Origin of the sequence: Paenibacillus xylanilyticus, from assembly GCF_009664365.1 — a bacterium.
GTDB lineage: Bacteria > Bacillota > Bacilli > Paenibacillales > Paenibacillaceae > Paenibacillus > Paenibacillus xylanilyticus_A.
Genome location: NZ_CP044310.1, coordinates 3,882,070 through 3,902,558, shown reverse-complemented (window position 1 = coordinate 3,902,558; position 20,489 = coordinate 3,882,070). Strand labels below are relative to the sequence as shown.

Annotated in this window: 19 protein-coding genes; 14 read left to right on the top strand and 5 right to left on the bottom strand. The window is 46.1% G+C overall.

Features of this window, described 5'->3' with window-relative positions:
• Positions 1 to 16 precede the first annotated feature (16 nt).
• Both F4V51_RS17150 and F4V51_RS17145 read left to right on the top strand, forming a co-directional pair.
• On the top strand, positions 17 to 997 hold the full coding sequence (locus F4V51_RS17150) for an ABC transporter ATP-binding protein (protein ID WP_153978978.1): 981 nt from the start codon (positions 17 to 19) through the stop codon (positions 995 to 997).
• An 80-nt stretch (positions 998 to 1,077) separates the two neighbouring features.
• Complete coding sequence (locus F4V51_RS17145) at positions 1,078 to 2,556, top strand: M20 family metallopeptidase (RefSeq protein ID WP_153978977.1); 1,479 nt, start codon at positions 1,078 to 1,080, stop codon at positions 2,554 to 2,556.
• A 342-nt stretch (positions 2,557 to 2,898) separates the two neighbouring features.
• On the opposite strand, the gene F4V51_RS17140 is transcribed toward F4V51_RS17145, so the two are convergent.
• The gene (locus F4V51_RS17140; RefSeq protein WP_153978976.1) at positions 2,899 to 3,510 is read right to left on the bottom strand and encodes a TetR/AcrR family transcriptional regulator; all 612 of its coding nucleotides are present in this window, start codon (positions 3,508 to 3,510) and stop codon (positions 2,899 to 2,901) included.
• Positions 3,511 to 3,686: 176 nt separating this feature from the next.
• On the opposite strand from F4V51_RS17140, the gene F4V51_RS17135 reads away from it, so the two are divergent.
• The 8 genes from F4V51_RS17135 (at position 3,687) to F4V51_RS17105 (ending at position 11,169) form a co-directional block, all read left to right on the top strand.
• Positions 3,687 to 4,424 (top strand): SDR family NAD(P)-dependent oxidoreductase, encoded by a 738-nt coding sequence (locus F4V51_RS17135; RefSeq protein ID WP_153978975.1) that lies wholly within the window; start codon positions 3,687 to 3,689, stop codon positions 4,422 to 4,424.
• Positions 4,425 to 4,548: 124 nt separating this feature from the next.
• Positions 4,549 to 4,677 carry a DUF6254 family protein gene (locus tag F4V51_RS29105; RefSeq protein ID WP_220039431.1) on the top strand — a complete coding sequence of 43 codons (129 nt, stop codon included), beginning with the start codon at positions 4,549 to 4,551 and terminating at the stop codon, positions 4,675 to 4,677.
• A gap of 647 nt (positions 4,678 to 5,324) precedes the next feature.
• The gene (locus F4V51_RS17130) at positions 5,325 to 5,930 is read left to right on the top strand and encodes a TetR/AcrR family transcriptional regulator (protein WP_153978974.1); all 606 of its coding nucleotides are present in this window, start codon (positions 5,325 to 5,327) and stop codon (positions 5,928 to 5,930) included.
• Positions 5,931 to 6,208: 278 nt separating this feature from the next.
• Positions 6,209 to 6,976 carry an ABC transporter ATP-binding protein gene (locus F4V51_RS17125; RefSeq protein WP_153978973.1) on the top strand — a complete coding sequence of 256 codons (768 nt, stop codon included), beginning with the start codon at positions 6,209 to 6,211 and terminating at the stop codon, positions 6,974 to 6,976.
• 49 nt (positions 6,977 to 7,025) lie between these two features.
• The gene (locus tag F4V51_RS17120; RefSeq protein ID WP_153978972.1) at positions 7,026 to 8,084 is read left to right on the top strand and encodes an aliphatic sulfonate ABC transporter substrate-binding protein; all 1,059 of its coding nucleotides are present in this window, start codon (positions 7,026 to 7,028) and stop codon (positions 8,082 to 8,084) included.
• A 15-nt stretch (positions 8,085 to 8,099) separates the two neighbouring features.
• Positions 8,100 to 8,897, top strand: coding sequence for an ABC transporter permease (locus tag F4V51_RS17115; RefSeq protein ID WP_153978971.1), 798 nt, complete (start codon positions 8,100 to 8,102; stop codon positions 8,895 to 8,897).
• 6 nt (positions 8,898 to 8,903) lie between these two features.
• On the top strand, positions 8,904 to 9,737 hold the full coding sequence (locus F4V51_RS17110) for an ABC transporter permease (protein WP_153978970.1): 834 nt from the start codon (positions 8,904 to 8,906) through the stop codon (positions 9,735 to 9,737).
• A gap of 76 nt (positions 9,738 to 9,813) precedes the next feature.
• Positions 9,814 to 11,169, top strand: coding sequence for an LLM class flavin-dependent oxidoreductase (locus tag F4V51_RS17105; protein WP_153980744.1), 1,356 nt, complete (start codon positions 9,814 to 9,816; stop codon positions 11,167 to 11,169).
• A 280-nt stretch (positions 11,170 to 11,449) separates the two neighbouring features.
• Here the strand turns inward: F4V51_RS17105 and F4V51_RS17100 are convergent, their stop codons facing one another.
• A complete protein-coding gene (locus tag F4V51_RS17100) occupies positions 11,450 to 12,469 on the bottom strand; it encodes an alpha/beta fold hydrolase (protein WP_153978969.1) in 1,020 nt (339 codons plus the stop codon).
• Positions 12,470 to 12,608: 139 nt separating this feature from the next.
• Between F4V51_RS17100 and F4V51_RS17095 the strand changes: the two genes are divergently transcribed.
• Positions 12,609 to 13,517, top strand: coding sequence for a LysR family transcriptional regulator (locus F4V51_RS17095; protein WP_153978968.1), 909 nt, complete (start codon positions 12,609 to 12,611; stop codon positions 13,515 to 13,517).
• Between the two features lie 134 nt (positions 13,518 to 13,651).
• On the opposite strand, the gene F4V51_RS17090 is transcribed toward F4V51_RS17095, so the two are convergent.
• The gene (locus F4V51_RS17090) at positions 13,652 to 14,179 is read right to left on the bottom strand and encodes a DinB family protein (protein ID WP_153978967.1); all 528 of its coding nucleotides are present in this window, start codon (positions 14,177 to 14,179) and stop codon (positions 13,652 to 13,654) included.
• Between the two features lie 295 nt (positions 14,180 to 14,474).
• On the opposite strand from F4V51_RS17090, the gene F4V51_RS17085 reads away from it, so the two are divergent.
• Complete coding sequence (locus F4V51_RS17085) at positions 14,475 to 14,846, top strand: winged helix-turn-helix transcriptional regulator (protein ID WP_153978966.1); 372 nt, start codon at positions 14,475 to 14,477, stop codon at positions 14,844 to 14,846.
• Between the two features lie 165 nt (positions 14,847 to 15,011).
• Positions 15,012 to 15,728 (top strand): 3-ketoacyl-ACP reductase, encoded by a 717-nt coding sequence (locus F4V51_RS17080; protein WP_153978965.1) that lies wholly within the window; start codon positions 15,012 to 15,014, stop codon positions 15,726 to 15,728.
• 135 nt (positions 15,729 to 15,863) lie between these two features.
• Here F4V51_RS17080 and F4V51_RS17075 read toward each other — a convergent pair whose 3' ends face one another.
• Positions 15,864 to 17,216, bottom strand: a complete 1,353-nt coding sequence (locus F4V51_RS17075) for an MATE family efflux transporter (RefSeq protein ID WP_153978964.1) — start codon at positions 17,214 to 17,216, stop codon at positions 15,864 to 15,866.
• 141 nt (positions 17,217 to 17,357) lie between these two features.
• On the opposite strand from F4V51_RS17075, the gene F4V51_RS17070 reads away from it, so the two are divergent.
• On the top strand, positions 17,358 to 18,038 hold the full coding sequence (locus F4V51_RS17070; protein WP_153978963.1) for a TetR/AcrR family transcriptional regulator: 681 nt from the start codon (positions 17,358 to 17,360) through the stop codon (positions 18,036 to 18,038).
• Positions 18,039 to 18,293: 255 nt separating this feature from the next.
• Here the strand turns inward: F4V51_RS17070 and F4V51_RS17065 are convergent, their stop codons facing one another.
• Positions 18,294 to 20,309: an ATP-dependent DNA helicase gene (locus F4V51_RS17065; protein WP_167301701.1), complete on the bottom strand. Its 2,016-nt coding sequence runs from the start codon at positions 20,307 to 20,309 to the stop codon at positions 18,294 to 18,296.
• Positions 20,310 to 20,489 lie beyond the last annotated feature (180 nt).

Here is a 20,489-nt window from a genome sequence, read left to right as displayed (position 1 = left end):
CCAGGGAGGGCTGCAGATGCGGGGTATGAGCAAAAGGCTACCGCTGCTGAGTGTAGAAGGTCTCAAGGTATATTATCCCATCCGGCAGGGCATTTTCTCGCAAGTCACAGACCATGTTAAGGCGGTCGATGGGATCAGCTTCTCCATTCCCGAAGGAGAAACACTTGGTCTTGTTGGAGAATCGGGGTGTGGGAAGTCGAGTGTCGGTCGCACCCTGCTTCAACTTGAAACTCCATATGACGGAAGGATCCTCTATGCGGGCCGGGAACTGGCAGAACTCGGCAAGAGGGAACTTCGCCGCACTCGGGCGAGCATGGGGATGATTTTTCAAGACCCTTATTCCTCTCTGAATCCCCGAATGAGAATCAGTGATATTCTGGCAGAGCCTCTGCTGGCGCATCGAATTGAAAGTCGTTCGTCTGTTGCGGAGCGAGTAGATCAATTAATGGAAACGGTCGGAATACCAAAAGAAGAAAAAGGCCGTTATCCTTATGAGTTTTCCGGAGGACAGCGACAACGTATTGGCATTGCGAGAGCATTATCTCTAAACCCAAAGCTAATCGTTTGCGACGAACCCGTTTCCGCTCTGGACGTCTCGATTCAGGCGCAGATTTTGAATCTCCTTAAGAAGCTTCAGAAGGAGAAAGGCCTCGCTTACCTGTTCATTGGACATGGCCTCGGCGCAGTTCGCTATATCAGTGATCGAATCGCTGTGATGTATCTAGGCAAAATTGTGGAGATCGCAAGCCGGGAGAAACTGTTCAGGGTGCCGAAGCATCCCTACACGAACGCTTTGTTGAGTGCTAATCCGGTAATCGATCCAAAGCTCCGTTCACGGAAACGGATCATAATTCAAGGGGATGTACCGAATCCGGTCCGCCCGCCAGGGGGATGTCGTTTCCACACACGCTGTCCAATCGCCAAAGCAATCTGTCGCGAATTCGAACCGGAGCTTAAAGGTCACGAGCATGCCGTTGCCTGCTTTGCATTTAATTGACGATTAGCCTGTATTTAGCTTACTAGCAGCATTCGCATCCCAATGATGAGTAGCCAAAACTATGGAGAGAGGTGTTTGGTATGAACAAAGACATTATTGAAGAGGTTACCGCCTATATCGAAGGTACGCGAGATTTATTTATTGATGTAAGTGATTCAATCTGGGACTTCGCTGAGACACGATTCGAAGAGGTCGAATCAGCAGATCTGCTCTGCAAGACCCTGGAACAGGAGGGATTTGCAGTAGAGAAGGGTGTTGCCGGACTTGCTACCGGATTTGTAGGCAGTTTCGGGAACGGTTCGCCAGTGATTGCTGTTCTTGGAGAGTTTGACGCTCTGGCCAGCCTTAGCCAGCAGGCGGGAACGGCAGCTTTTGATCCTGTAGTACCGGGTGCGAACGGACACGGCTGCGGGCATAATTTGCTCGGAGCAGGCTCTCTTGCGGCTGCTTTTGCAATAAAGAATTATCTGCAGCAGCATGGTCTCTCCGGCACGGTTCGTTACTATGGCTGTCCGGCTGAAGAGAGTGGTTCCGGCAAAGCCTACATGGCTAGAGCAGGATTATTCCAGGATGTCGACGTTGCATTCTGCTGGCATCCTGCAACGATGAACGTGGTTATGCACATGTCCTCGCTTGCCAATCTGCATGTGCACTTCAAATTCACGGGCCGAAGCGCCCACGCTGCGGCCGCTCCCCATCTGGGGCGAAGCGCGCTGGATGCGGTTGAGCTGATGAACGTGGGAGTAAACTACTTGCGTGAGCATATGATTTCCGATGCCCGAATTCATTATGCCGTGACGAATACAGGCGGCTTTGCCCCTAATGTTGTACAGGCGGAAGCAGAAGTGAACTATCTGGTTAGGGCGCCCAAGTCTGCCCAGGTTGCTGAACTGTTTGAAAGGGTTCTCGATGTTGCTCGCGGGGCGGCATTGATGACGGGGACAAAAATGTCATATCACTATGAGGGCGGGGCTTCCAATCTCATCCCGAATGCGGCTCTGGAAGGCAAAATGCATGAGTTCCTCAGTGAACTTGAGCTTCCTGTGTATACTGAGGATGAAATGGCCTTTGCCCAAGAGATCTTTGCGATGATCCCTGAAGAGGATAAGACAAGTGCATCGAGACAGAGTGGAAAGACGGTCCATGACATGCTCTCGGCCCGTCCTCTTGCGGGCTTCGTCGCTCCACTTATGGATACCATGCGCGTTATGCCAGCGTCAACGGACGTAGGGGATGTCAGCTGGAACGTGCCGACTGCACAATGCGGTACCGCGACCTGGGCTTATGCAACGCCGATCCATGCCTGGCAGACTGTTGCGCAAGGCAAGAGCAGCTATGCACACAAAGGCATGCTGCTCGCAGGCAAAGCGATGGCGTGTACGGCCATTGCAGCGCTGCTTGATCCCGCTCTCATTGAGCAGGCGAAGGCAGAGCTGGCTGAACGACTGGAAGGAGAATCGTACGTTTGCCCGTTCCCGGATGACGTGATGCCTCCGAAGCTTTCCTTCTCTTCAAAAGCGGCCGCAGCAGCATCTGAACAAACACCGGTAAAGGTGTAATTCCAATCAACTGGATGTAGTAAATGATAATGGCCAGAAGAGATCCTCAAACCGCAATGAAGCTTCGCTGCACTGAAGGAGAAGATCGGCGGCTAGCCAGCCGCTGATCCAACTTTCTTGTAGACGTATTCATCCGACTGAACTCTGTAGAGAGCAAACAAGCCACCATAGGGAACTACCCTGATGCTGAACTGGAATATTTCTTGTTATAGTCGCTGTTATTTGCGGCTTTTTTATTTTGAACATATTTGTTCAATCCGTTAAACCTGAAACTTTATGTAATTCATTAACCGGAGCTACAGTGGAAAATGTCTAGTTTAGTTGAGCGGCATAACAACGTATTTAATTCAGTTTATCCCCCACATAATAAAAAGATTGAATATGCGTTTTGGTGAGTTCAATTACGTTATGGATAAACGCGTCCCTTGACTCACGAAATCCGCTTAAAATCCAATTGTTCAATAGTCCAAAAAATCCGTATGCAGTATAGTACTTGAAATACTCCATGTTGACAGGGGAGTTATTGATCGTTTCGAATACAAATTGCTCTTCATAAATTTTGAGCATGGTTTGTGGAAAGCCTGTATGCAGACCGGGTAATGTATCATCGTATTGGATTAATTCGAAGAAGTCACGATGTTCATATATATAATCCACAATTTGAAAAGATTCCACGTTAAGCTTATTTGTAAAGACTTTATGACCGTGCCAGTAGGGTTTGCCTGTGGCTTCTTTTAAGCCTTCCAACTTCGTGATCAAAAGCTCTTCGGCAAGGACATATTTATCCTGATAATGCAAATAAAACGTGCTTCGGTTGTAACCCGCTTGGTCGACGATGTCTTTGACAGACACTGCATGGAAGCCTTTTTTCTTAATAAGCTGAATCAGAGCCGTTTTGAGATGCTCCTTGGTACGATTACGATGTTGAGAAGTCACAATAAGTTCATCATTCATTCAAAAAATCTCCTATAAATTTAGACATTGTATAGAGAAGTGTCTAGAAGGTAGACACTTGGCTGTATCTTAATGATTGGATTGTTACAATTTTAAGCATACAATTAGTTTTGTAAACATCATATAGCACTATTGATATAGGCGCTATTCAAAATAGTATACTGGAGGATATAGTCATGGGCAAACTACAAGACAAAGTGGCAGTGATCACAGGAGGAGCATCCGGAATTGGTGCAGCGACAGCTCGTCTATTCGTTTCCGAAGGAGCCAAAGTCGTCCTGGTGGACTTGAATGAAGAGAAAGGCACAGCGTTTGAGCAGGAGCTGAAAGCGCTTAACGCTGAAGCTCTATTTATCAAAGCCAACATCACAAGCGAACAAGAGGTTGCTGAGATTTTCAAACAAACCGTAGAAGCATTCGGCAAAGTGGACATCGTATTCAACAACGCAGGAATCGGACGTGTTCATCCGTCGCACGAGCTGGACTATGCCGAGTGGCGTAATACGGTTAATGTCGATCTGGACGGAGTATTCCTGGTTGCACGTGAATCCATTCGTGAAATGCTCAAAATCGGTGGAGGCACAATCGTTAACACGGCATCCATGTATGGATGGGTTGGTTCACCTGGTTCTGCAGCCTACAATGCAGCCAAAGGCGGCGTTGTGAATTTGACTCGTTCGCTGGCGCTGGAATATGCAGAGAAAAACATTCGCGTCAACGCACTATGCCCAGGTTTTATCGATACACCGATTATTCCTGAAGAGAGCAAACAGGCCCTCTCGGCAGCAACACCGATGAAACGTCTTGGTCAAGCGGAAGAAATGGCTAAAGCCGTTCTGTTCCTGGCCAGCGATGATTCGTCTTACATGACAGGAAACAGCCTGATCGTAGATGGCGGATACACTGCTCAATAAGAGCTGGTGACTTCTGATAGTGGATTATTGATGATGAAGCTAAGCTGTACGTGAATGAAAGTCAGTAATAATTCACATCATAGAAAAGTAGTATCACTCTAATTTCCTGAGGAGGAGATCTTTTATGGCTCGCCAGAAGAAAAGGCAGGAAGCTGCTTGGAAGTCACGAAAGCAAGAACAGCATCCTCATGGTAAAATCAGATCGCTTAAAGAATTATCAAGCGAATATGAAGAGAAGCATACTACGAGTTAAGCGAATGACTGCCGGACAACCTGTCCGGCAGTCATTTTTTAATATAACATCAAACTGTAGAAGACTGATTCATGGTTTACTATGTCGATCTAGAATGGGATATAGAAGTGCGTTTGAAGTTGAAGTCGCTACGTAGCGGCTTTTTGTTTTGAGGCGATAAGAAGGTGTCAAGGTCCGAGGAAAAAAACACGTACCTAACGGCGTAAGGATGCTATTAGTTTACGAACGAGCCATATGATTAATAAAATGACTAGGAAGAGAATGATTAAGCCTGGGATACTAATACTTTGCAACATTGGAACCTCCTAGAATTACCCAAAATAGGTTTATGTTTTATTATAACACAGGAAAAAGATAGAACAATTAGAGGAAGTTTCATTGAATCAAATGGGTACAAAAAAAGGTCGTGAAATCAAACCGATAGGGCTTGATTTCGACGACCTTAACTTGATTATGGATCCAGCTTGTTTCGAAAAAACTGACACTCATCAAGGGAACGAAAAACTGTCAGACCAACGAGGAATCCTGCGTTAGAGGTAGTCGTGGTTTCCAGGCCGTACAGAATAGAGACGTTGATGTGTTTCTGTGAACATCAAGCCTACAAGATGGCTATGCTATAATGAAAGGCAGAAAGGGGATGCGCGGTAATGTCACCAAGAAACATAGAAAAAGATCTCCAGCAACGGGAAAAAAGGATCAACCACATCCTTGATTCCGCATTGGAGATTATCGCACTTAAAGGAATCGGTTCAGTAAGCATCAACCATATCGCAACGGCTTCGGGAATGAGTATTGGCAATATGTATCATTACTTCAAATCCAAAGATGAGATTATCAGCGAACTTCTGAGAAGAGGCCAGACCCGTTACGGCGAACATGTCTCCCAACTTGCCGAGCAACCAGGCGATGCTTTGAGCAAGCTTTTACTTCTGTCTGAGTCATGGCTAGCATTAGAAAACAATTGGGCATATACGATCCTTATCCATACGGCACGTCTTTCGGAAAGCTCCTCCGAAGAAATTCGGCGAGAAGTTACAGAACGATTTACGAATAACCTTGGTCCTGTAGCCAGCATTATGGAGCAGGGGCAGCAGGAAGGATTGATTGTAGGTGGTGTTCCCGTGGAGCTTGCCTATTATTTTGTGAGTTTAATTCAAGGGCTGACGCTGCAGAAAATGCCAGGTGCTGAAGTACCGATCCGTGCGCAGGCAAAATCGATTGTCTCATTATTTGCTGCAAGACACATCGATTAATGGGGTTGCAATTGGTCAGGTACATCTATTAAGAAAAACAAGCAAGAAAGAAAGATTGAATTTTAAGCAACATTGAAAGAAATGATTGACAAGAGAGTTAGGCCACTGCTACAATTTCTCCAACAAACCGAGTGAACATTCGGTTTGTGAACGAGGATCAACTGGACAGCCAGAGATCGTTCAAAGGGTAGAGATTTAAATGCAGAAGGCCTTTTTTTATGACCATAAAACCAAGTAAGTTGATATGATAAATTATTTTAAATTGGAGGTAACATGCAATGTTGACTATCGAGCGGTTGAACAAAACGTTCTCTGCTCCTACAGGGCCCATTGTGGCACTAAGCAATATACGTTTGCAGGTTGAACGGGGACAATTTATCACTTTTATCGGACCAAGCGGCTGCGGCAAAAGTACATTGCTCAAGATCGTTGCCGGACTCGATACGACATATGAAGGCAAGGTGGAGCTGAGCGGGAAGGCAATTACGGGACCAAGTGTTGATAAAGGTTTTATATTCCAGGAGCCACGTTTGTTCCCGTGGATGACGGTTGAGAAGAATATCGCTGCTAACCTTTCGCTTAGTAATGCAGAGGTTCGCTATCAAGTCCAAGAGCTGATTGAATTGGTTCGTCTAAAAGGATTCGAGAAAGCGTACCCGAAGGAACTGTCTGGAGGAATGGCCCAGAGGGTTGCCATTGCTAGAGCTCTGCTGCGCAAACCAGAGATTCTGCTGCTCGATGAGCCCTTTGGAGCTCTGGATGCCTTCACACGCACACATATGCAAGAAGCCCTGCTGGACATCTGGCAGAGCATCCGGACGACCATGTTATTTGTTACGCATGACTTAGACGAGGCGGTATTTCTTGGAGAGAAAGTCGTTATCATGAACCCTCGTCCAGGTCATATTCGCAATGTGATGAACGTAGACCTTCCCTATCAACGTAAGCGAAGCGGAGGTTCATTTCAGGAGCTTCGTTCCCGGGTTCTACGTGAGTTTGAAAAAGTGGAGCATCCTCCCCTTATTGATGAGGGCGCCGGTATTTAATAGAACTGCATTATCAACAATTATGTGTTCATAAAGGGGATGCGAATAGATGAGTAATAGATATGGCTTGATTACAGTATTAATAGTCCTGATTCTGATTGTTGCGGGATGCAGCAATGCTAGCAACAATGCTGGCAATGGAGAGAAGGATGCGAGCCCTGGACAAACTGCAGGCACGTCAACGAAAGAAGGCAATTTGGATTCAAAGGCATCTTATGAGGATGTCAAGGTGAAAATTGGGGTGCAAGGCAAGGGCGGTTTGTTTGGCAAAGCACAAGAACAGAAGTGGTTCGAAGAAGCATTTGGAGAAGTGGGGGCAAAAGTGGAGTGGGTGGAGTTTCAGAGCGGTCCTCCGATGGTAGAAGCTATGGCATCCAATCACTTGGACTTTGCTGGCATGGGCAATATGCCGCCAATATCGGCACAGGCAGCCGGCATTGACTTCAAAATCATCTCACAGGTTCTTGATGGCAAGAACAATGTCGCAATCATTGTGCCGACCGATAGTCTCATCCAAACCATTGCCGATTTGAAGGGTAAGAAGGTCGCTGTTACCAAGGGCAGCAACGCCTACAACTTCCTGTATCAAGTACTCGTGAAGGCCGGCTTGGCAAAATCCGATATTCAAGAAATTCAATTACAACCTGATGAAACGCAGCCTTCATTCGAAAGCGGAAAAGTGGATGCCTGGGCCGTCTGGGATCCCTATATTACCCTGAATACACTTAGCGGCAAAGGGCGGGTACTTGCTGATGGGGAGACCGAGGGTGTACTGTCACCGTCGTTTCAATTGGTTCGCTCAGATTTTGCAAATGAGTATCCGGAACTTGTTACCCTATATTTAAAGATATTTGAGCAGGCGCGCCAGTGGGAAGCAACGAACCAGGAGGAAGCCTTCCAGCGCTATGCCGATGAACGGAACATTCCGATTGAATTGGTACAAGGTATGCAATCGCGTGCAGCAATGATTAACATTCCGGTCAGTGACGATATCATAGCGAGTCAGCAGAATACGGCGGATTTCCAATTCGAACTAGGTACTATCCGCAAGCGAATTAACGTCGCTGACGTGTTTGACAACCAGTACATTGAGGAAGCACTTAAATAAAGTAGAGGTGCGGTTATGCAGCATATATCGGAAAAGAGGTTTGTTCTTCGGACTATTCATTTCCTGATTGGGATGATGGTTCCGGCAGCAGTATTAATTATATGGCAGATGGCATCCTCCAATGGATGGGTAAATGCGGTGTTAGTCCCGCCTCCCAAAGACATTTTGACTGAATTTGGTAGGATGATCTCCTCAGGAGAACTGCTGTCAAATTTGCGCATCTCGACGGGTAGAGCAGCACTCGGATTTTTGATTGGTGGCGGGCTGGGATTGGCTGCTGGATTATGGGTCGGATTTTCTATAAAGGTTGAACGGTTGCTCGATCCATCGCTTCAATTACTTCGAACACTACCTCACTTGGCTGTTGCTCCATTGTTTATTCTGTGGTTTGGATTTGGCGAAACATCGAAGATTTTGCTTATCGCTAAGGGTGCTTTTTTTCCTTTATACGTTAATGCCTTTTTAGGTGTTCGTTCAGTAGATCGCCATTTGTTTGAAGTAGCACGCGTATTGGAATTCACTAGATTTCAGACCATTACTAAACTGATTATCCCTGCTTCTCTTCCTTCATTATTCCTCGGGGTTCGATTGTCCATTGCCGTAAGCTGGCTCGGCCTCGTTGTCGCGGAAATGATGGGTTCAAGTTCTGGAATCGGCTACATTATTAACGATGCACGATCCTTCTCACTAACGTCAGTCATTTTCGTTGGCATAATCGTCTTTGCGGTTGTTGGCAAGGTAACGGATTCACTGGTAAGGCTGGTGGAGAAGAAATTATTGCGTTGGCAGGATTCCTTGGAGGGAGGGGGATAATTGATCATGCGTACGAACGATGTGTCATTAAACGCTAAGACAAACGAGAAGCAACCAGCGTTTGGAAGAAGGTCCCCGTGGAGATTGCCGAGCTGGTTGCATGGGTGGATGCTGCCTGTCATTGTAATCGTGTTATGGGAATCAGCATCTGCTCTTGAGCTGTTATCCGACTCGGTATTGCCAGCTCCGTCTCGGATTGCTCTAACCTTCTGGCATCTGTGCACCAATGGAGATATGACGGAACATCTGGCTGCGAGCATTATTCGTGCGGGTGGAGGATTTCTACTTGGAGCGGCAACAGGATTGCTGCTAGGGGTATTCACCGGCTTGGGCAAGTGGGCTGAACAAACACTTGATCCAACAATCCAAATGCTGCGGACGGTTCCGTTGCTTGCGGTCATTCCGCTGTTCATTCTGTGGTTCGGAGTCGGAGAATTATCCAAAATACTGCTGATCGCACTCGGATCGTTTTTCCCGCTTTATTTCCATACGCATCTAGGTGTACGTAGTGCTGACCGTAACCTTTATGAGGTTACCCGTATTTTACAATACTCCAAGTTCATGCTGTTAACGAAACTGATTATCCCTTCGGCGTTGCCGAACATCCTGCTTGGCATCAGGTTATCCGTAGGGGCTTCCTGGCTGCTGCTTGCTGTCGCAGAAATGATGGGTGCAAACGCAGGAGTGGGTTATATGATTCAAGATGCACGCGTTTATGCACAGACGGATATCGTTTTTGTTGGAATTATTCTGTTTGCGTTGGTTGGTAAACTATCGGATTCAGTCGTTAGACTGGCCGAAAAAAGATTCTTGCGATGGAGTAACACCTACAAAGGTTGATTATAGAAAATCAGGTAAATGGTCAGATTTCAAAATAATTAGAGATCTTTGAAGTATGGAAGAGAGGGACGGTATGATGAATAAACGACAGGGTCAGCTTCATCTTGGTGCGTTCATATATTTTACCGGACATCATCACGCGGGATGGCGTCATCCGGAATCGGGTGTAGAGAAGATGTTTGATATCGAATGGTATAAACGAATTGCTCAGACCGCTGAGCGGGGAAAGTTCGATATGATTTTTTTTGCGGACTTATTGCATTTAATATACCCTAGCCGGGCTGCTGCAGGTATGTTGGACCCGATTTCGCTTCTCTCCGCTCTGTCCACGGTGACTGAGAAAATCGGGTTAACAGCAACGCTGTCAACAACGTATAACGAACCATTCAATGCGGCACGCCGTCTGGCTACGCTTGATCACATCAGCGGAGGACGGACAGGCTGGAATATAGTGACATCTCAAGTCGATACGGAAGCCCGGAACTTTGGTAGAGACAAGCATCCTGAGCATGCAACACGATATGAGATGGCGCAGGAATTCGTTGATGTTGTTACGGCATTATGGGATAGCTGGCCCCAAGATTCATTCGTTATGGATCGGGAATCGGGTACGTTCGTCGATGAATCCAAGCTGCGCATTGCTGAATATCAAGGCCAATGGTATTCCACGCATGGTCTTTTGAACGTGCCACGTCCACCACAAGGATATCCGGTCCTTATTCAGGCGGGTTCATCGGAGCCAGGCCAGGATTTCGCTGCAAAAGTCGGCGAGGTCATCTTCACGGCTCAGTCGTCACTCGAAGCTGCGCAGGATTTTTATCGGAAGGTGAACGAAAAACTTCTGGCCGTGGGCCGTGAGCGTGGCAGCTTGCTCATCATGCCAGGACTATCACCCATCCTCGGTTCAACTGTGGAGGAAGCCCGTCGTAAGGAACGACAGCTGCTTGACCTCATTGACCCGCAGGAGGCTGTGATGATGGTATCCGGCATGCTTCAGACAGACCTCAGCGGATATCCTGCCGATGGTCCGTTACCTGACATACCGGATCCGGTGGAAGCAAGTAATGGTATGAAAAGCCGTGTCCAGCTCATTATGGACCTGGCACGCAAAGAGCGGTTGTCCATTACCGAGCTAGGGCGAAGGCTTCTCGGTGCTCGTGGTCATATGCAATTTGTGGGAACCCCAGAGCAGCTTACCAACCTTATGGAAGAGTGGTTTCATGGATATGGGTGCGATGGTTTCAATATCATGCCACCCGTTCTGCCAGGGGATCTCGAAGAATTCGTCCAGCATGTCATTCCTGAGCTTCAGAAGCGCGGCCTATTCCGTGAAGAATACGAGGGTATGACGTTACGAGAGCATCTTGGACTTATAGAGCCATCCGTTATCGTTAACCATAAACAGCAAGATGCCGCTAACCCATCACGTTGATGCGCTCTTAATATGCTTGAAAACCAAAATAAATAGAAGAGCCAACTGATTATCTGACAAAAGCCTCAGAACCTCAGTTAGTGAGCTAATTTAAACAAAACTAAAGCCCAAGTGCTGCTTAATAAGCAAGCAGTATACTCGGGCCTTTTTGTTTTATTGCTGCACAATGCGTTAAATTAACCTCTCTTGCCGTTCATGAGACCAGGACGTCAGGAGAGGTTGGTTTTAGCATGTGGAGTTATATCACGATAAAAGGTATATCATTAAACAAAGAGTGTATTTATCCGCCTGGACTTAACGTCAGCAACCGTTTAAGATTGTCATCGATAAATTTGTTATCCGCAGGGTTAATCCCACGACCGGCCAAATGTCCCCAAATCGAAGGAATCGGTTGATAGACCGCATTAGGAATAAGGCCAGCCTCATACGCGTTGTCTTCCGCCATGCAGAAGAGATCCGTGCTACCTGGCATAATGCAGGCAAGCGCTTTAATGCTGCTTAACGCATGCTCGAAATTACCGTTATAGAAGGGATTATCACTAATATCGGCATGTTGGCCTGTCCATGACATGGCGAGGACATTGTGCGGATCCATAGTCATGAAGACCTCTTCCCAGAAGCCTGCCACAAAATCTGTCAAAGAATCGAAACCCAGCTCACGGTAAAGTTCCTTTCTATAGAAAGCCTGTGAAAATCCCCATCCCGCGTATACCCGGCCAGCCCCGCGCATGTCTGCAGTGGTCAAATGATTGAGTTGATTCGAATCAAATTGGGCGGCTGACTGGAGGGGGGCACATACTCCCTCCATCACCGTAAACGTATGAGGCCATGTTTTGGCAGCGCCTGCAAAAGGCGCGATGCGTTCCACCATATTGGGATAACTTGCCCCCCACTGGAATGCTTGAATACCACCCATGGACCACCCTACAACGAGTGCAATCTTTTGTATGCCGAATAGTTCGGTAACTAGCCGATGCTGCAGAACTACATTATCATAGATGGTTACTCTGGGGAAATTCGCCCGATCAAATGGAGGAGGTGTGTTACTGGGAGACGAGGACAATCCGTTACCTAACAGATTCGGGACGATGATAAAGTATTTTTCCGGATCCAGTGCCATGCCATTTCCAATCAACCATTCATTTTGTACATGCTGGTCGCCAAAAGCCGTAGGATAGACCACAACATTATCTTTCTTCTCATTCAATTTACCGTAAGTCTTGTAAGCAAGAAAAGCATTTGGTAACGTCACACCGGATTGCAAGGTAACATCACCCAATTTGAAGATGTCATACTCCATTATTTAATTTCTCCTTTCAAATATAATGAATCATAATGTGTGTTTCTTGTGCCAGTATAGGTCCTTGTTACTCTCATTAAAAGTGATTAGAATTTAATATAGTGTTCAATATTTTTGATAGTAATAGGGGGAGAAATACATGGAATTGCGCCAATTAAATATGTTCCGCACTGTCGCATCTACCCTTAATTTCAGCAGGGCAGCCGAATCTATGGGCTATGTACCTTCGAACGTGACGATGCAGATCAAGGCTTTGGAGGATGAGCTGGGTGTTCGGCTTTTTGACCGCTTGGGTAAGCAGCTTGTACTCACAGGAGCCGGGAAACGCTTCTTAATTCATATTGAGAGTGCTCTGGATAAATTGGATGAAGCCCGAAATGCTGTTCACGACGATGAACATTTAAGCGGAACTTTAACCATAAGTGCCAATGAGGTTCTATGTGCGTATCGGCTCCCGGTGGTCTTTCATCTGTTTCGTTCAAGGCATCCGGGAGTTCGCCTAATTTTTCGCTCCGTTCCCAACCAACAACTGAAGCACACGCTTTTTGAGGGGACCGCTGATGTGGTCTTTATGTTGGACGAACCCATTCGATCTACAGGTCTTGCAGTGGAACCGTTGGTGGAAGAGACATTCCGTTTTTACGCTGCGCCGGATCATCCACTTGCGCAGTATACAGTATTAAAGCTTGAAGATTTTCACGGCCAAGTGTTCCTGACCAATGAGAAGGGCTGTACATATCGAACCATGTTTGACCGGGCATTCGAGAAAAAGGGGATAGATACCATTACACATTTGGAATTTCAAAATGCTGAAGCGATTAAGCAATGTGCCATGGCCGGAATAGGTATTGCGTTCCTGCCGGAATTAACAACGGAAGCGGAAGTAGATCGGGGGGAACTGGTCGTTCTTCCATGGCAAATTGCTGACTTGCACGTGTATACACAAATGTTATGGCATAAGGACAAGTGGCTCTCACCCATGTTGTTATCTTTCCTCGAAGCAGCAAGGGAGGTCATTGCGAAAGAGGGAGGGACAGATCATTTTTAAATCTAAGGTGATTCGTAAGCACTAACCGAAGGATTAAAGAATGACGGACAGATGTTGAAAACTTCAGAGAATGAAGGTTCAACGTCTGTCCGATAAACATAGTGGAGATGTCACTTCAAAAAAGGTTGTGTTAATTATAATGGCACATCTACTGAATAACGATCGCGAAGAACGGACAGATGGTGCAGTTCATGTCCAACCAGAACGTAAGCAATGGATCGAGCAGAAGCAGGATTATCGCTAACAATTCCTCTACGCAGCCAGGCTTCCGGCGTGATGTGACGAAGCATGAGCAGAGTGGAGCGGCGTGCGGCCGCATATTCTTCGTTCAGATCGGCCACGGTGTACGCATCGAATGGATGACTTTGCATAAGGACATCCTGATCGTAACCGGGATGATTTGCTTGGTCGCCTCTGGCGATGCGAAGCAGCCGGCTGCTCATAATACGTTCATTATCCGTCAGGTGGCCGATGACCTCTTTTACACTCCATTTGCCATCTGCATAACGGTAATTTGCCTGCTCCTCAGTCAATGAGGACAGAACGGATTGTACGATATTGGATTGCTGCTCCAACCGTTCGATGATATTCCCTTCGGGAACCCGTTTTATGTACCCTTCATAAAAAGCTGCATACTCCTCTGTCGTTGGTCTTTCAAGCATGGTATTGCCTCCTTTGGATTTCTAGCTCTGGATTAATTGTAGTATATGCCTGGACATATTCTCAACCTTTCAATGGCAGGAAGCTGCTCCTTTATGTTGTTAATAATTAATAGGGTGAATTAATTCTAGAGTAGACTGATAGAGCGGCTTCGTGATCACTTCCTTTTCTCGTTATCGTCTTCCATTCAGGCATGGGATGGTATAATCGAAAGGTCGCTAAATACGTTGTTGTGTTGAGCACGGGGGTAGCGAGATCGCTAACAGAAAGTTTAATTCAATAAAGGAATGATTAGACATGACAGATTCGCTGAGACAAGATATCCGGGATCGATTAGCCCAAAAGGATTACCATTGCGAGAAAGAGTATACGCTATCGATCCTTAGCGGCAAATGGAAAGTGGTTATTTTATGGCATTTGGGAGTGGAAGGACCTCATCGGTTTAGCGATTTACAAAAGCTCTTTCCTAAAATTTCACATAAAATGTTGACAAGCCAGCTGCGTGAGCTAATGGAGGATGGCATCGTTCATCGAGAAGTCTATCCGGATGTCCCACCCAAGGTTGAATATTCGATGACAGAAGTAGGAATGAGCATACTGCCCATTGTGGAAATGATGTATACTTGGGGTCTGAATCGGCTAAGTCAGCTTAAGGAAGAAAGCAAGTAAATAGATGTGGCAGTTACCGTTTGGTAACCACCGCACCAAAAAGTGCATGCTTTTCATTTAAAGTAAGGGCAGTTAGAATGGAATAGAAGTTGAGAACGATTGTTTTTAACACTAGGTTTTTAATTCAATTTAACTTATCTAACATTCGAAGGAGCGAACAATAATATGCAGTCCATAGCAGGAAAAGTAGCATTAATTACAGGAGCAGGTCGCGGGATTGGCCGCGCGATTGCCATTGCATTTGCACAAGAGGGCATTCACGTAGGTCTTGTAGGCCGTACGCTTGAGAATTTGCAAAAGGTCAAGGAAGAACTTAAATCGTACAATGTGAACGTAGCGATAGCTGCAGCTGATGTGGCCGATCTGGATTCCATTACAGCAGCAGTAGAGTCTGTGCGGGGAGAGCTCGGAGCGATCGATATTCTGATCAACAATGCGGGTATTGGCAAATTCGGCGGATTCATGGAGTTAACACCGGAAGAATGGACCAATATCATTGATGTCAATGTGAAAGGTGTATACTACACGACGCGTGCGGTATTGCCAGAAATGATGGAGCGCAACACAGGTGATATCATTAACATTTCATCTACGGCTGGACAAAAAGGTGCGCCGCTTACGAGCGCGTATACTGCATCCAAGGCAGCTGTGAATGGACTCACCGAGTCCTTGATGCTCGAAGTACGTAAGAAAAACATTCGTGTTACGGCTCTGACTCCTAGCACCGTTGCGACGGATATGGCGGTCGAGCTCAAGTTGACGGACGGCAATCCGGACAAGGTGATGCAGCCTGAAGATCTGGCAGACCTGATCGTGGCACAACTGAAGCTGCACCCACGCGTATTGCTGAAGCATGCGGGTCTATGGTCAACGAATCCATAAATTGGATAGAAATAATAGTGAATCGTAAAAATTAAAAATGCACCTTAGAATACACAAAAATAAGTCGCTGCTTAAGCGGCTTATTTTTGTTTTGCAACGTTCTGTCCTAGTCACACAAATCCTCGATAATATTCTCTACTGCACAAGGTGTTCCAGTTCAGGCTGCAGTTTATTCCGCAGCATAAACATCATGCCCGCACCAACAAGGAAAGCAACAGCATCCGCAATAACAAGTGACCAGACCACACCATGGAAGCCGCTCATATGATTCGCGATGAAAAGCACAGGAATCAATGTAACTCCTTGAATAATGGACATGACAAATGCGGCGGTTCCTTGGGCAGTTGCCTGGAAAATGCCTGTGAACAGCGTCGTAATTCCTGAGATGAACAGGGACAGAAATGTTACATGCAGAATATAACTTCCCATTTCAATGAGCTGCGGATCATTCGTGAATAGTCCGATTAAATGATCCGAGATCAGATAAACGATGATGCCGAACCCGGCGGCTAGAACAAGAATGGTTTTAATCGTAAATCCAATGGTTTGTTTCATACGCAGCCTGTTCGCCGTAAACGTGAAAGCAATCAGTGGCACAACTCCTTCACATAACCCCATCAGAATGAATTCAGGAAACTGCAGCAAACGTGATGCTATCCCGTAACCCGCTACAGCCTGATCCCCATAGTCGGCAAGAAAATGGTTCAAAAAAAGTGACATGGCCCCCAGGAAGATACTCATGATAAAGACAGGAACACCAATTTTGAATACATTGCTCAGGATGTCTTTGCTTGCCTTAAACCATTTGGCAGATATGGTGAGTAAACGGCTTTTATTCCCCATATGAAAGGCGTAGAATGCACTCGCAACCAGGTTGGAGATCACGGTAGCAGAGGCTACACCAATAACGCCCCAGTGAAAGACGTAGATGACTACCGCATCAAGTATGATGTTTACGACCACACTGAGGATCATGCCGACCATTGACGTGATGGCCGCTCCTTCGGAACGTACGATATTTTCCAGTGTGAAAAACAGGATTACAAATGGCGAGCCAATCAGCATAACGGTGACATACTCTTTAGTGAATCCAAATGATTCTGTTGTGGCGCCCAAGCCATGAACGATGGGATCGATCAATGGAAGACCGACGGCCATTACGAGTATACCAAGAACTAAACTGCTGTAGAACGCAAAGGAAGACACATGTTTTACGTCATCATATTTCTGCTCGCCCAGCAAACGGGAAATAAAGGTACCACTGCCTATGCCAATCAAGTTACCTAACGCCATGATGGCGGCAAACAAAGGCAAGGTTAGCGCTAGGGCGGTTAACATCGCTGTGTTGCCCAGCGTACCGAGAAAATAGGCGTTCAGGATGGAATATACGACATTCATTGACGTGCCAAGCATCATAGGGATGGCAAAGTGAGCTACGGCTTTGGTGATTGGAGCCTTTTCAAAATAATGGAGGTTTTCTGCATCCATGTGGGTCACTACCTTCTTCATGTAATTTAGTATTGTTCACAATCTAACAGTGTTAGTTTGTGCCTTACAGTGTAAGATGATATCATGAGCGTATGAACCTGTAAAGTAAAACTTACACTGTTAGATAAAGGGCGGATATAAATGAAAAAGCAACAGCCACAAATCACGGAAGATAAAATATTGGAAGCATCGTGGGGACTTTTGGGAGAAGAGGGCATTGAGAAATTCAGCATGAGACGACTAGCCGATCGTCTGGGGATTCAAGCGCCTTCTATATACTGGTATTTCAAGAGCAAACAGAATCTCTATCAACGACTGGCTAACCAGATATCGAAAATCATTCTGGACGAGTTCAGTTCGGAGGGGAATTGGAAAGTGCAGATGGAGGAATTAGCCATAACCATGCGAAGAGTGTTGAGTCGTTATCCCTGCTCAACGCAGCTCATGATGATGACGCTGCCCCATGAACCTGACATGATTCAATTCACCAACCGTATGTTGCTTTGCGTGGAATCGACCCCACTTGAGCAAGAGCAGAAATTGCAAGCCGTTATAACGCTTACAAACTATGTGTTCTATTTCGTTCTGGATGATTATCAACATCAGCGCAATATTGCCGTGATGCAGGAGGACGAGGTAGAATTTCCAGGCGGGCAAATGAACGAACTTCTGGACTCTATGACAGAGGCACAAGCGGGACTTTTCCGAGGAATGTACAAAAGCGGACTTTTTGAGGTCATGTGGACCGATCAGGCTTTTGAATTTGGTTTGAAGCTGATTTTGATGGGGATTGAGCAGGTAATCAAGGAGCATGAGAAGTAAATCAATATTCACTGCTCATCTGGGGATGAAGTTGCACCGGCAGACCTTACGATGCGCTGGACATAACGTGCAACGAAATAGAGATAGTGTATATAGGGAAGTAATTGCCCAGGTGCATTCCCTTGTTGGATTGTAAACTGAAAAAGCTGATGCGGGTGACAAGACCGTATCAGCTTTTTTTATGTTGAACGCCCATAATGCGACTCTTTAATGAGTGTCCGCAACCAATCGTTAACAGTCGTATCCCATTTCAACTTACCGTTTAATGCCCTTTTCGTGTACAAAATTTTTCAGAACCGAAAAATCCTCTGTCACCTTTTTAAAAGGCAATGTTTCCAGCACCTGTCCCCGGTAATTCTTCCCTGCTGCTGCGCTAAGACGAGAATCAAGGATACTGAGCACGCCAAGGTCCGTTTCGCTGCGAATCAATCGTCCTGTTCCTTGCCGTAACCGAAGAAGCATGTCCGGTACAAACACGTCCATGAACGAATTATCCGATACAGATGCTTTATACTCATAGATGGGATCAGACGGAACAGGGAAGGGCAGACGGAAAACAATGACTTGCGACAGGTCAGGGCCCTCGATATTTACACCTTCCCAGAAAACGCCTGTACTAAGCAGCACACCTTTACTTCGTCGGAATTCAGCGATTACCCCATCTTGGGAGGATCCCTCCTTCTGAACATGTACCGCCCAAGGATATTGACTCTGATGTGAGATCAACTTCTGATGAATATACTTCATGTCTTCCTTGGCAGAAAATAGGACCAGTGTTCTACCTTGGGTTAGATTACAGAGCTGAATCATTTCGTGGTAGGCTGCTTCAAGATACAATTCGCGCTGATCGTAATGATAGGTTGGAACCTTGTTTGAGATGTACATCATGGCATGGTTGGTGTAATCAAATGGAGAGGGTTTGCGGTCCATATAATCGCCCCTGTAACCAAGCGATTGTGTTAAATAAGAATATTGTTCCTCCAGCGTTTCTCCGCCTTGACACATCGTGGCCGACGTGAGAATCACAGACGTCTTGCCGTTAAATAACGTATGTTTCAGAAACTGGCTTATATCTTTGGGACAGATGCTGATTGTGATTGCACGAAGTGTCCTGTTTGCCCAACTAAGATGATTATCATCTGTGTTAGCCAAAACATCCATGAGAGATATAAGCCCGTTCATAGCTTCGTAAACTTCGTCAATCTCGCGCTCGTTGCGTGAGGTCAGAACCGATAAGCGAAGACTAAGGTCCTTCAAATGTTGGGAGACTTGGCGAAATGGTATGCCTTGTATCTCAGAAATCTTGATACGGTCACTATCCTGTATGGCCTCTCGGAGCAGGTCAGCCTCGATTTGTTTGAAAATATGCTGAGCACATCTTTTGATGAATTTGGATTGGGAAAGGAGCGTCTTGTCCATAGACTGCTTCATGAGCAATTGCACCGTGTCATCCAGCGTACGGCAGATGCCTCTTAATGTGAACTCCAGCGTCCTTGCGTCTCTAACTTTGGCCTCCAGATTATGGGCTTCATCAATAATGATTAGAGCTGGTCTTTCGGTAATAATGCCCCGTGTTCCTTCTTTTTTCTTCATCAGATCCCGGATGAGCAGATCCTGATTCACAATAATAAAATCAATCTCGCTTGGCCTTGCATTAATTTTGGCTCGCATTTCGTAAAACATGCATCCATTTTTATGATGACAACGTTCGAATTGGCAATCATTTACGGACACATTAGACCATTCAGTATCACTAATTCCGCCTTGGATATCCGCTCTTTCATCAATTTCATAATTGATTACTCGCTGGGCAAGGGTGGATATTGGGGAATTTGGATCATCTGGCTTGAACAACTCTGCAGCCCTGTTTCGGCAAGCATACTGTCCCATGCCTTTCCCCACGACGGAACGAACTGTAGTGAAGCCGAGCCGGCTGCCGATGACGCGAAGATCCTTATGTATCTGTTCCGAAAGCTGAATGGAGGATGTGGCGATAATAATGGGCTCTTGTGACACCTGATTAATGAGCAGACTGGGGATGAGATATCCAAAGGACTTGCCGATACCCACGCCAGCTTCAATCATGGCATTACGCCCGTTAATATAGGCATCCGTTATATCGAGAGACATATCCTGCTGCCCAATCCGCTCGCGAAGACCCATTCGGGGAAAACGGTCATACACCCGAAAGATGCCTTCCACAAGTGAGCGTTCGAGCTCCTTTTTCGGTTGGCGTTTCTGTGATTTGAAGAGTTCATTTAGCCAATTCAAGACAATCACCTCACTTCCCAATGTAAAATCTTCCTCTTCGGCTATTTTTAGTGAAACCATAATTATCTTAGATGCGTCATTCACAGTCAAGTGGACAGCATGGATGATCACGTCCACGACTATTAAACGCAACAAAACGGATATCTAAGCGTCTATTTATCTTACATAGAACCGCAACAG

What these genes read in the sequence shown, in the direction of transcription:
- F4V51_RS17150 (WP_153978978.1), top strand. Translation starts at nt 17, where the DNA reads ATGCGGGGTATGAGCAAAAGGCTACCGCTGCTGAGTGTAGAAGGTCTC.
- F4V51_RS17145 (WP_153978977.1), top strand. Translation starts at nt 1,078, where the DNA reads ATGAACAAAGACATTATTGAAGAGGTTACCGCCTATATCGAAGGTACG.
- F4V51_RS17140 (WP_153978976.1), bottom strand. Translation starts at nt 3,510, where the DNA reads ATGAATGATGAACTTATTGTGACTTCTCAACATCGTAATCGTACCAAG.
- F4V51_RS17135 (WP_153978975.1), top strand. Translation starts at nt 3,687, where the DNA reads ATGGGCAAACTACAAGACAAAGTGGCAGTGATCACAGGAGGAGCATCC.
- F4V51_RS29105 (WP_220039431.1), top strand. Translation starts at nt 4,549, where the DNA reads ATGGCTCGCCAGAAGAAAAGGCAGGAAGCTGCTTGGAAGTCACGAAAG.
- F4V51_RS17130 (WP_153978974.1), top strand. Translation starts at nt 5,325, where the DNA reads ATGTCACCAAGAAACATAGAAAAAGATCTCCAGCAACGGGAAAAAAGG.
- F4V51_RS17125 (WP_153978973.1), top strand. Translation starts at nt 6,209, where the DNA reads ATGTTGACTATCGAGCGGTTGAACAAAACGTTCTCTGCTCCTACAGGG.
- F4V51_RS17120 (WP_153978972.1), top strand. Translation starts at nt 7,026, where the DNA reads ATGAGTAATAGATATGGCTTGATTACAGTATTAATAGTCCTGATTCTG.
- F4V51_RS17115 (WP_153978971.1), top strand. Translation starts at nt 8,100, where the DNA reads ATGCAGCATATATCGGAAAAGAGGTTTGTTCTTCGGACTATTCATTTC.
- F4V51_RS17110 (WP_153978970.1), top strand. Translation starts at nt 8,904, where the DNA reads ATGCGTACGAACGATGTGTCATTAAACGCTAAGACAAACGAGAAGCAA.
- F4V51_RS17105 (WP_153980744.1), top strand. Translation starts at nt 9,814, where the DNA reads ATGAATAAACGACAGGGTCAGCTTCATCTTGGTGCGTTCATATATTTT.
- F4V51_RS17100 (WP_153978969.1), bottom strand. Translation starts at nt 12,469, where the DNA reads ATGGAGTATGACATCTTCAAATTGGGTGATGTTACCTTGCAATCCGGT.
- F4V51_RS17095 (WP_153978968.1), top strand. Translation starts at nt 12,609, where the DNA reads ATGGAATTGCGCCAATTAAATATGTTCCGCACTGTCGCATCTACCCTT.
- F4V51_RS17090 (WP_153978967.1), bottom strand. Translation starts at nt 14,179, where the DNA reads ATGCTTGAAAGACCAACGACAGAGGAGTATGCAGCTTTTTATGAAGGG.
- F4V51_RS17085 (WP_153978966.1), top strand. Translation starts at nt 14,475, where the DNA reads ATGACAGATTCGCTGAGACAAGATATCCGGGATCGATTAGCCCAAAAG.
- F4V51_RS17080 (WP_153978965.1), top strand. Translation starts at nt 15,012, where the DNA reads ATGCAGTCCATAGCAGGAAAAGTAGCATTAATTACAGGAGCAGGTCGC.
- F4V51_RS17075 (WP_153978964.1), bottom strand. Translation starts at nt 17,216, where the DNA reads ATGGATGCAGAAAACCTCCATTATTTTGAAAAGGCTCCAATCACCAAA.
- F4V51_RS17070 (WP_153978963.1), top strand. Translation starts at nt 17,358, where the DNA reads ATGAAAAAGCAACAGCCACAAATCACGGAAGATAAAATATTGGAAGCA.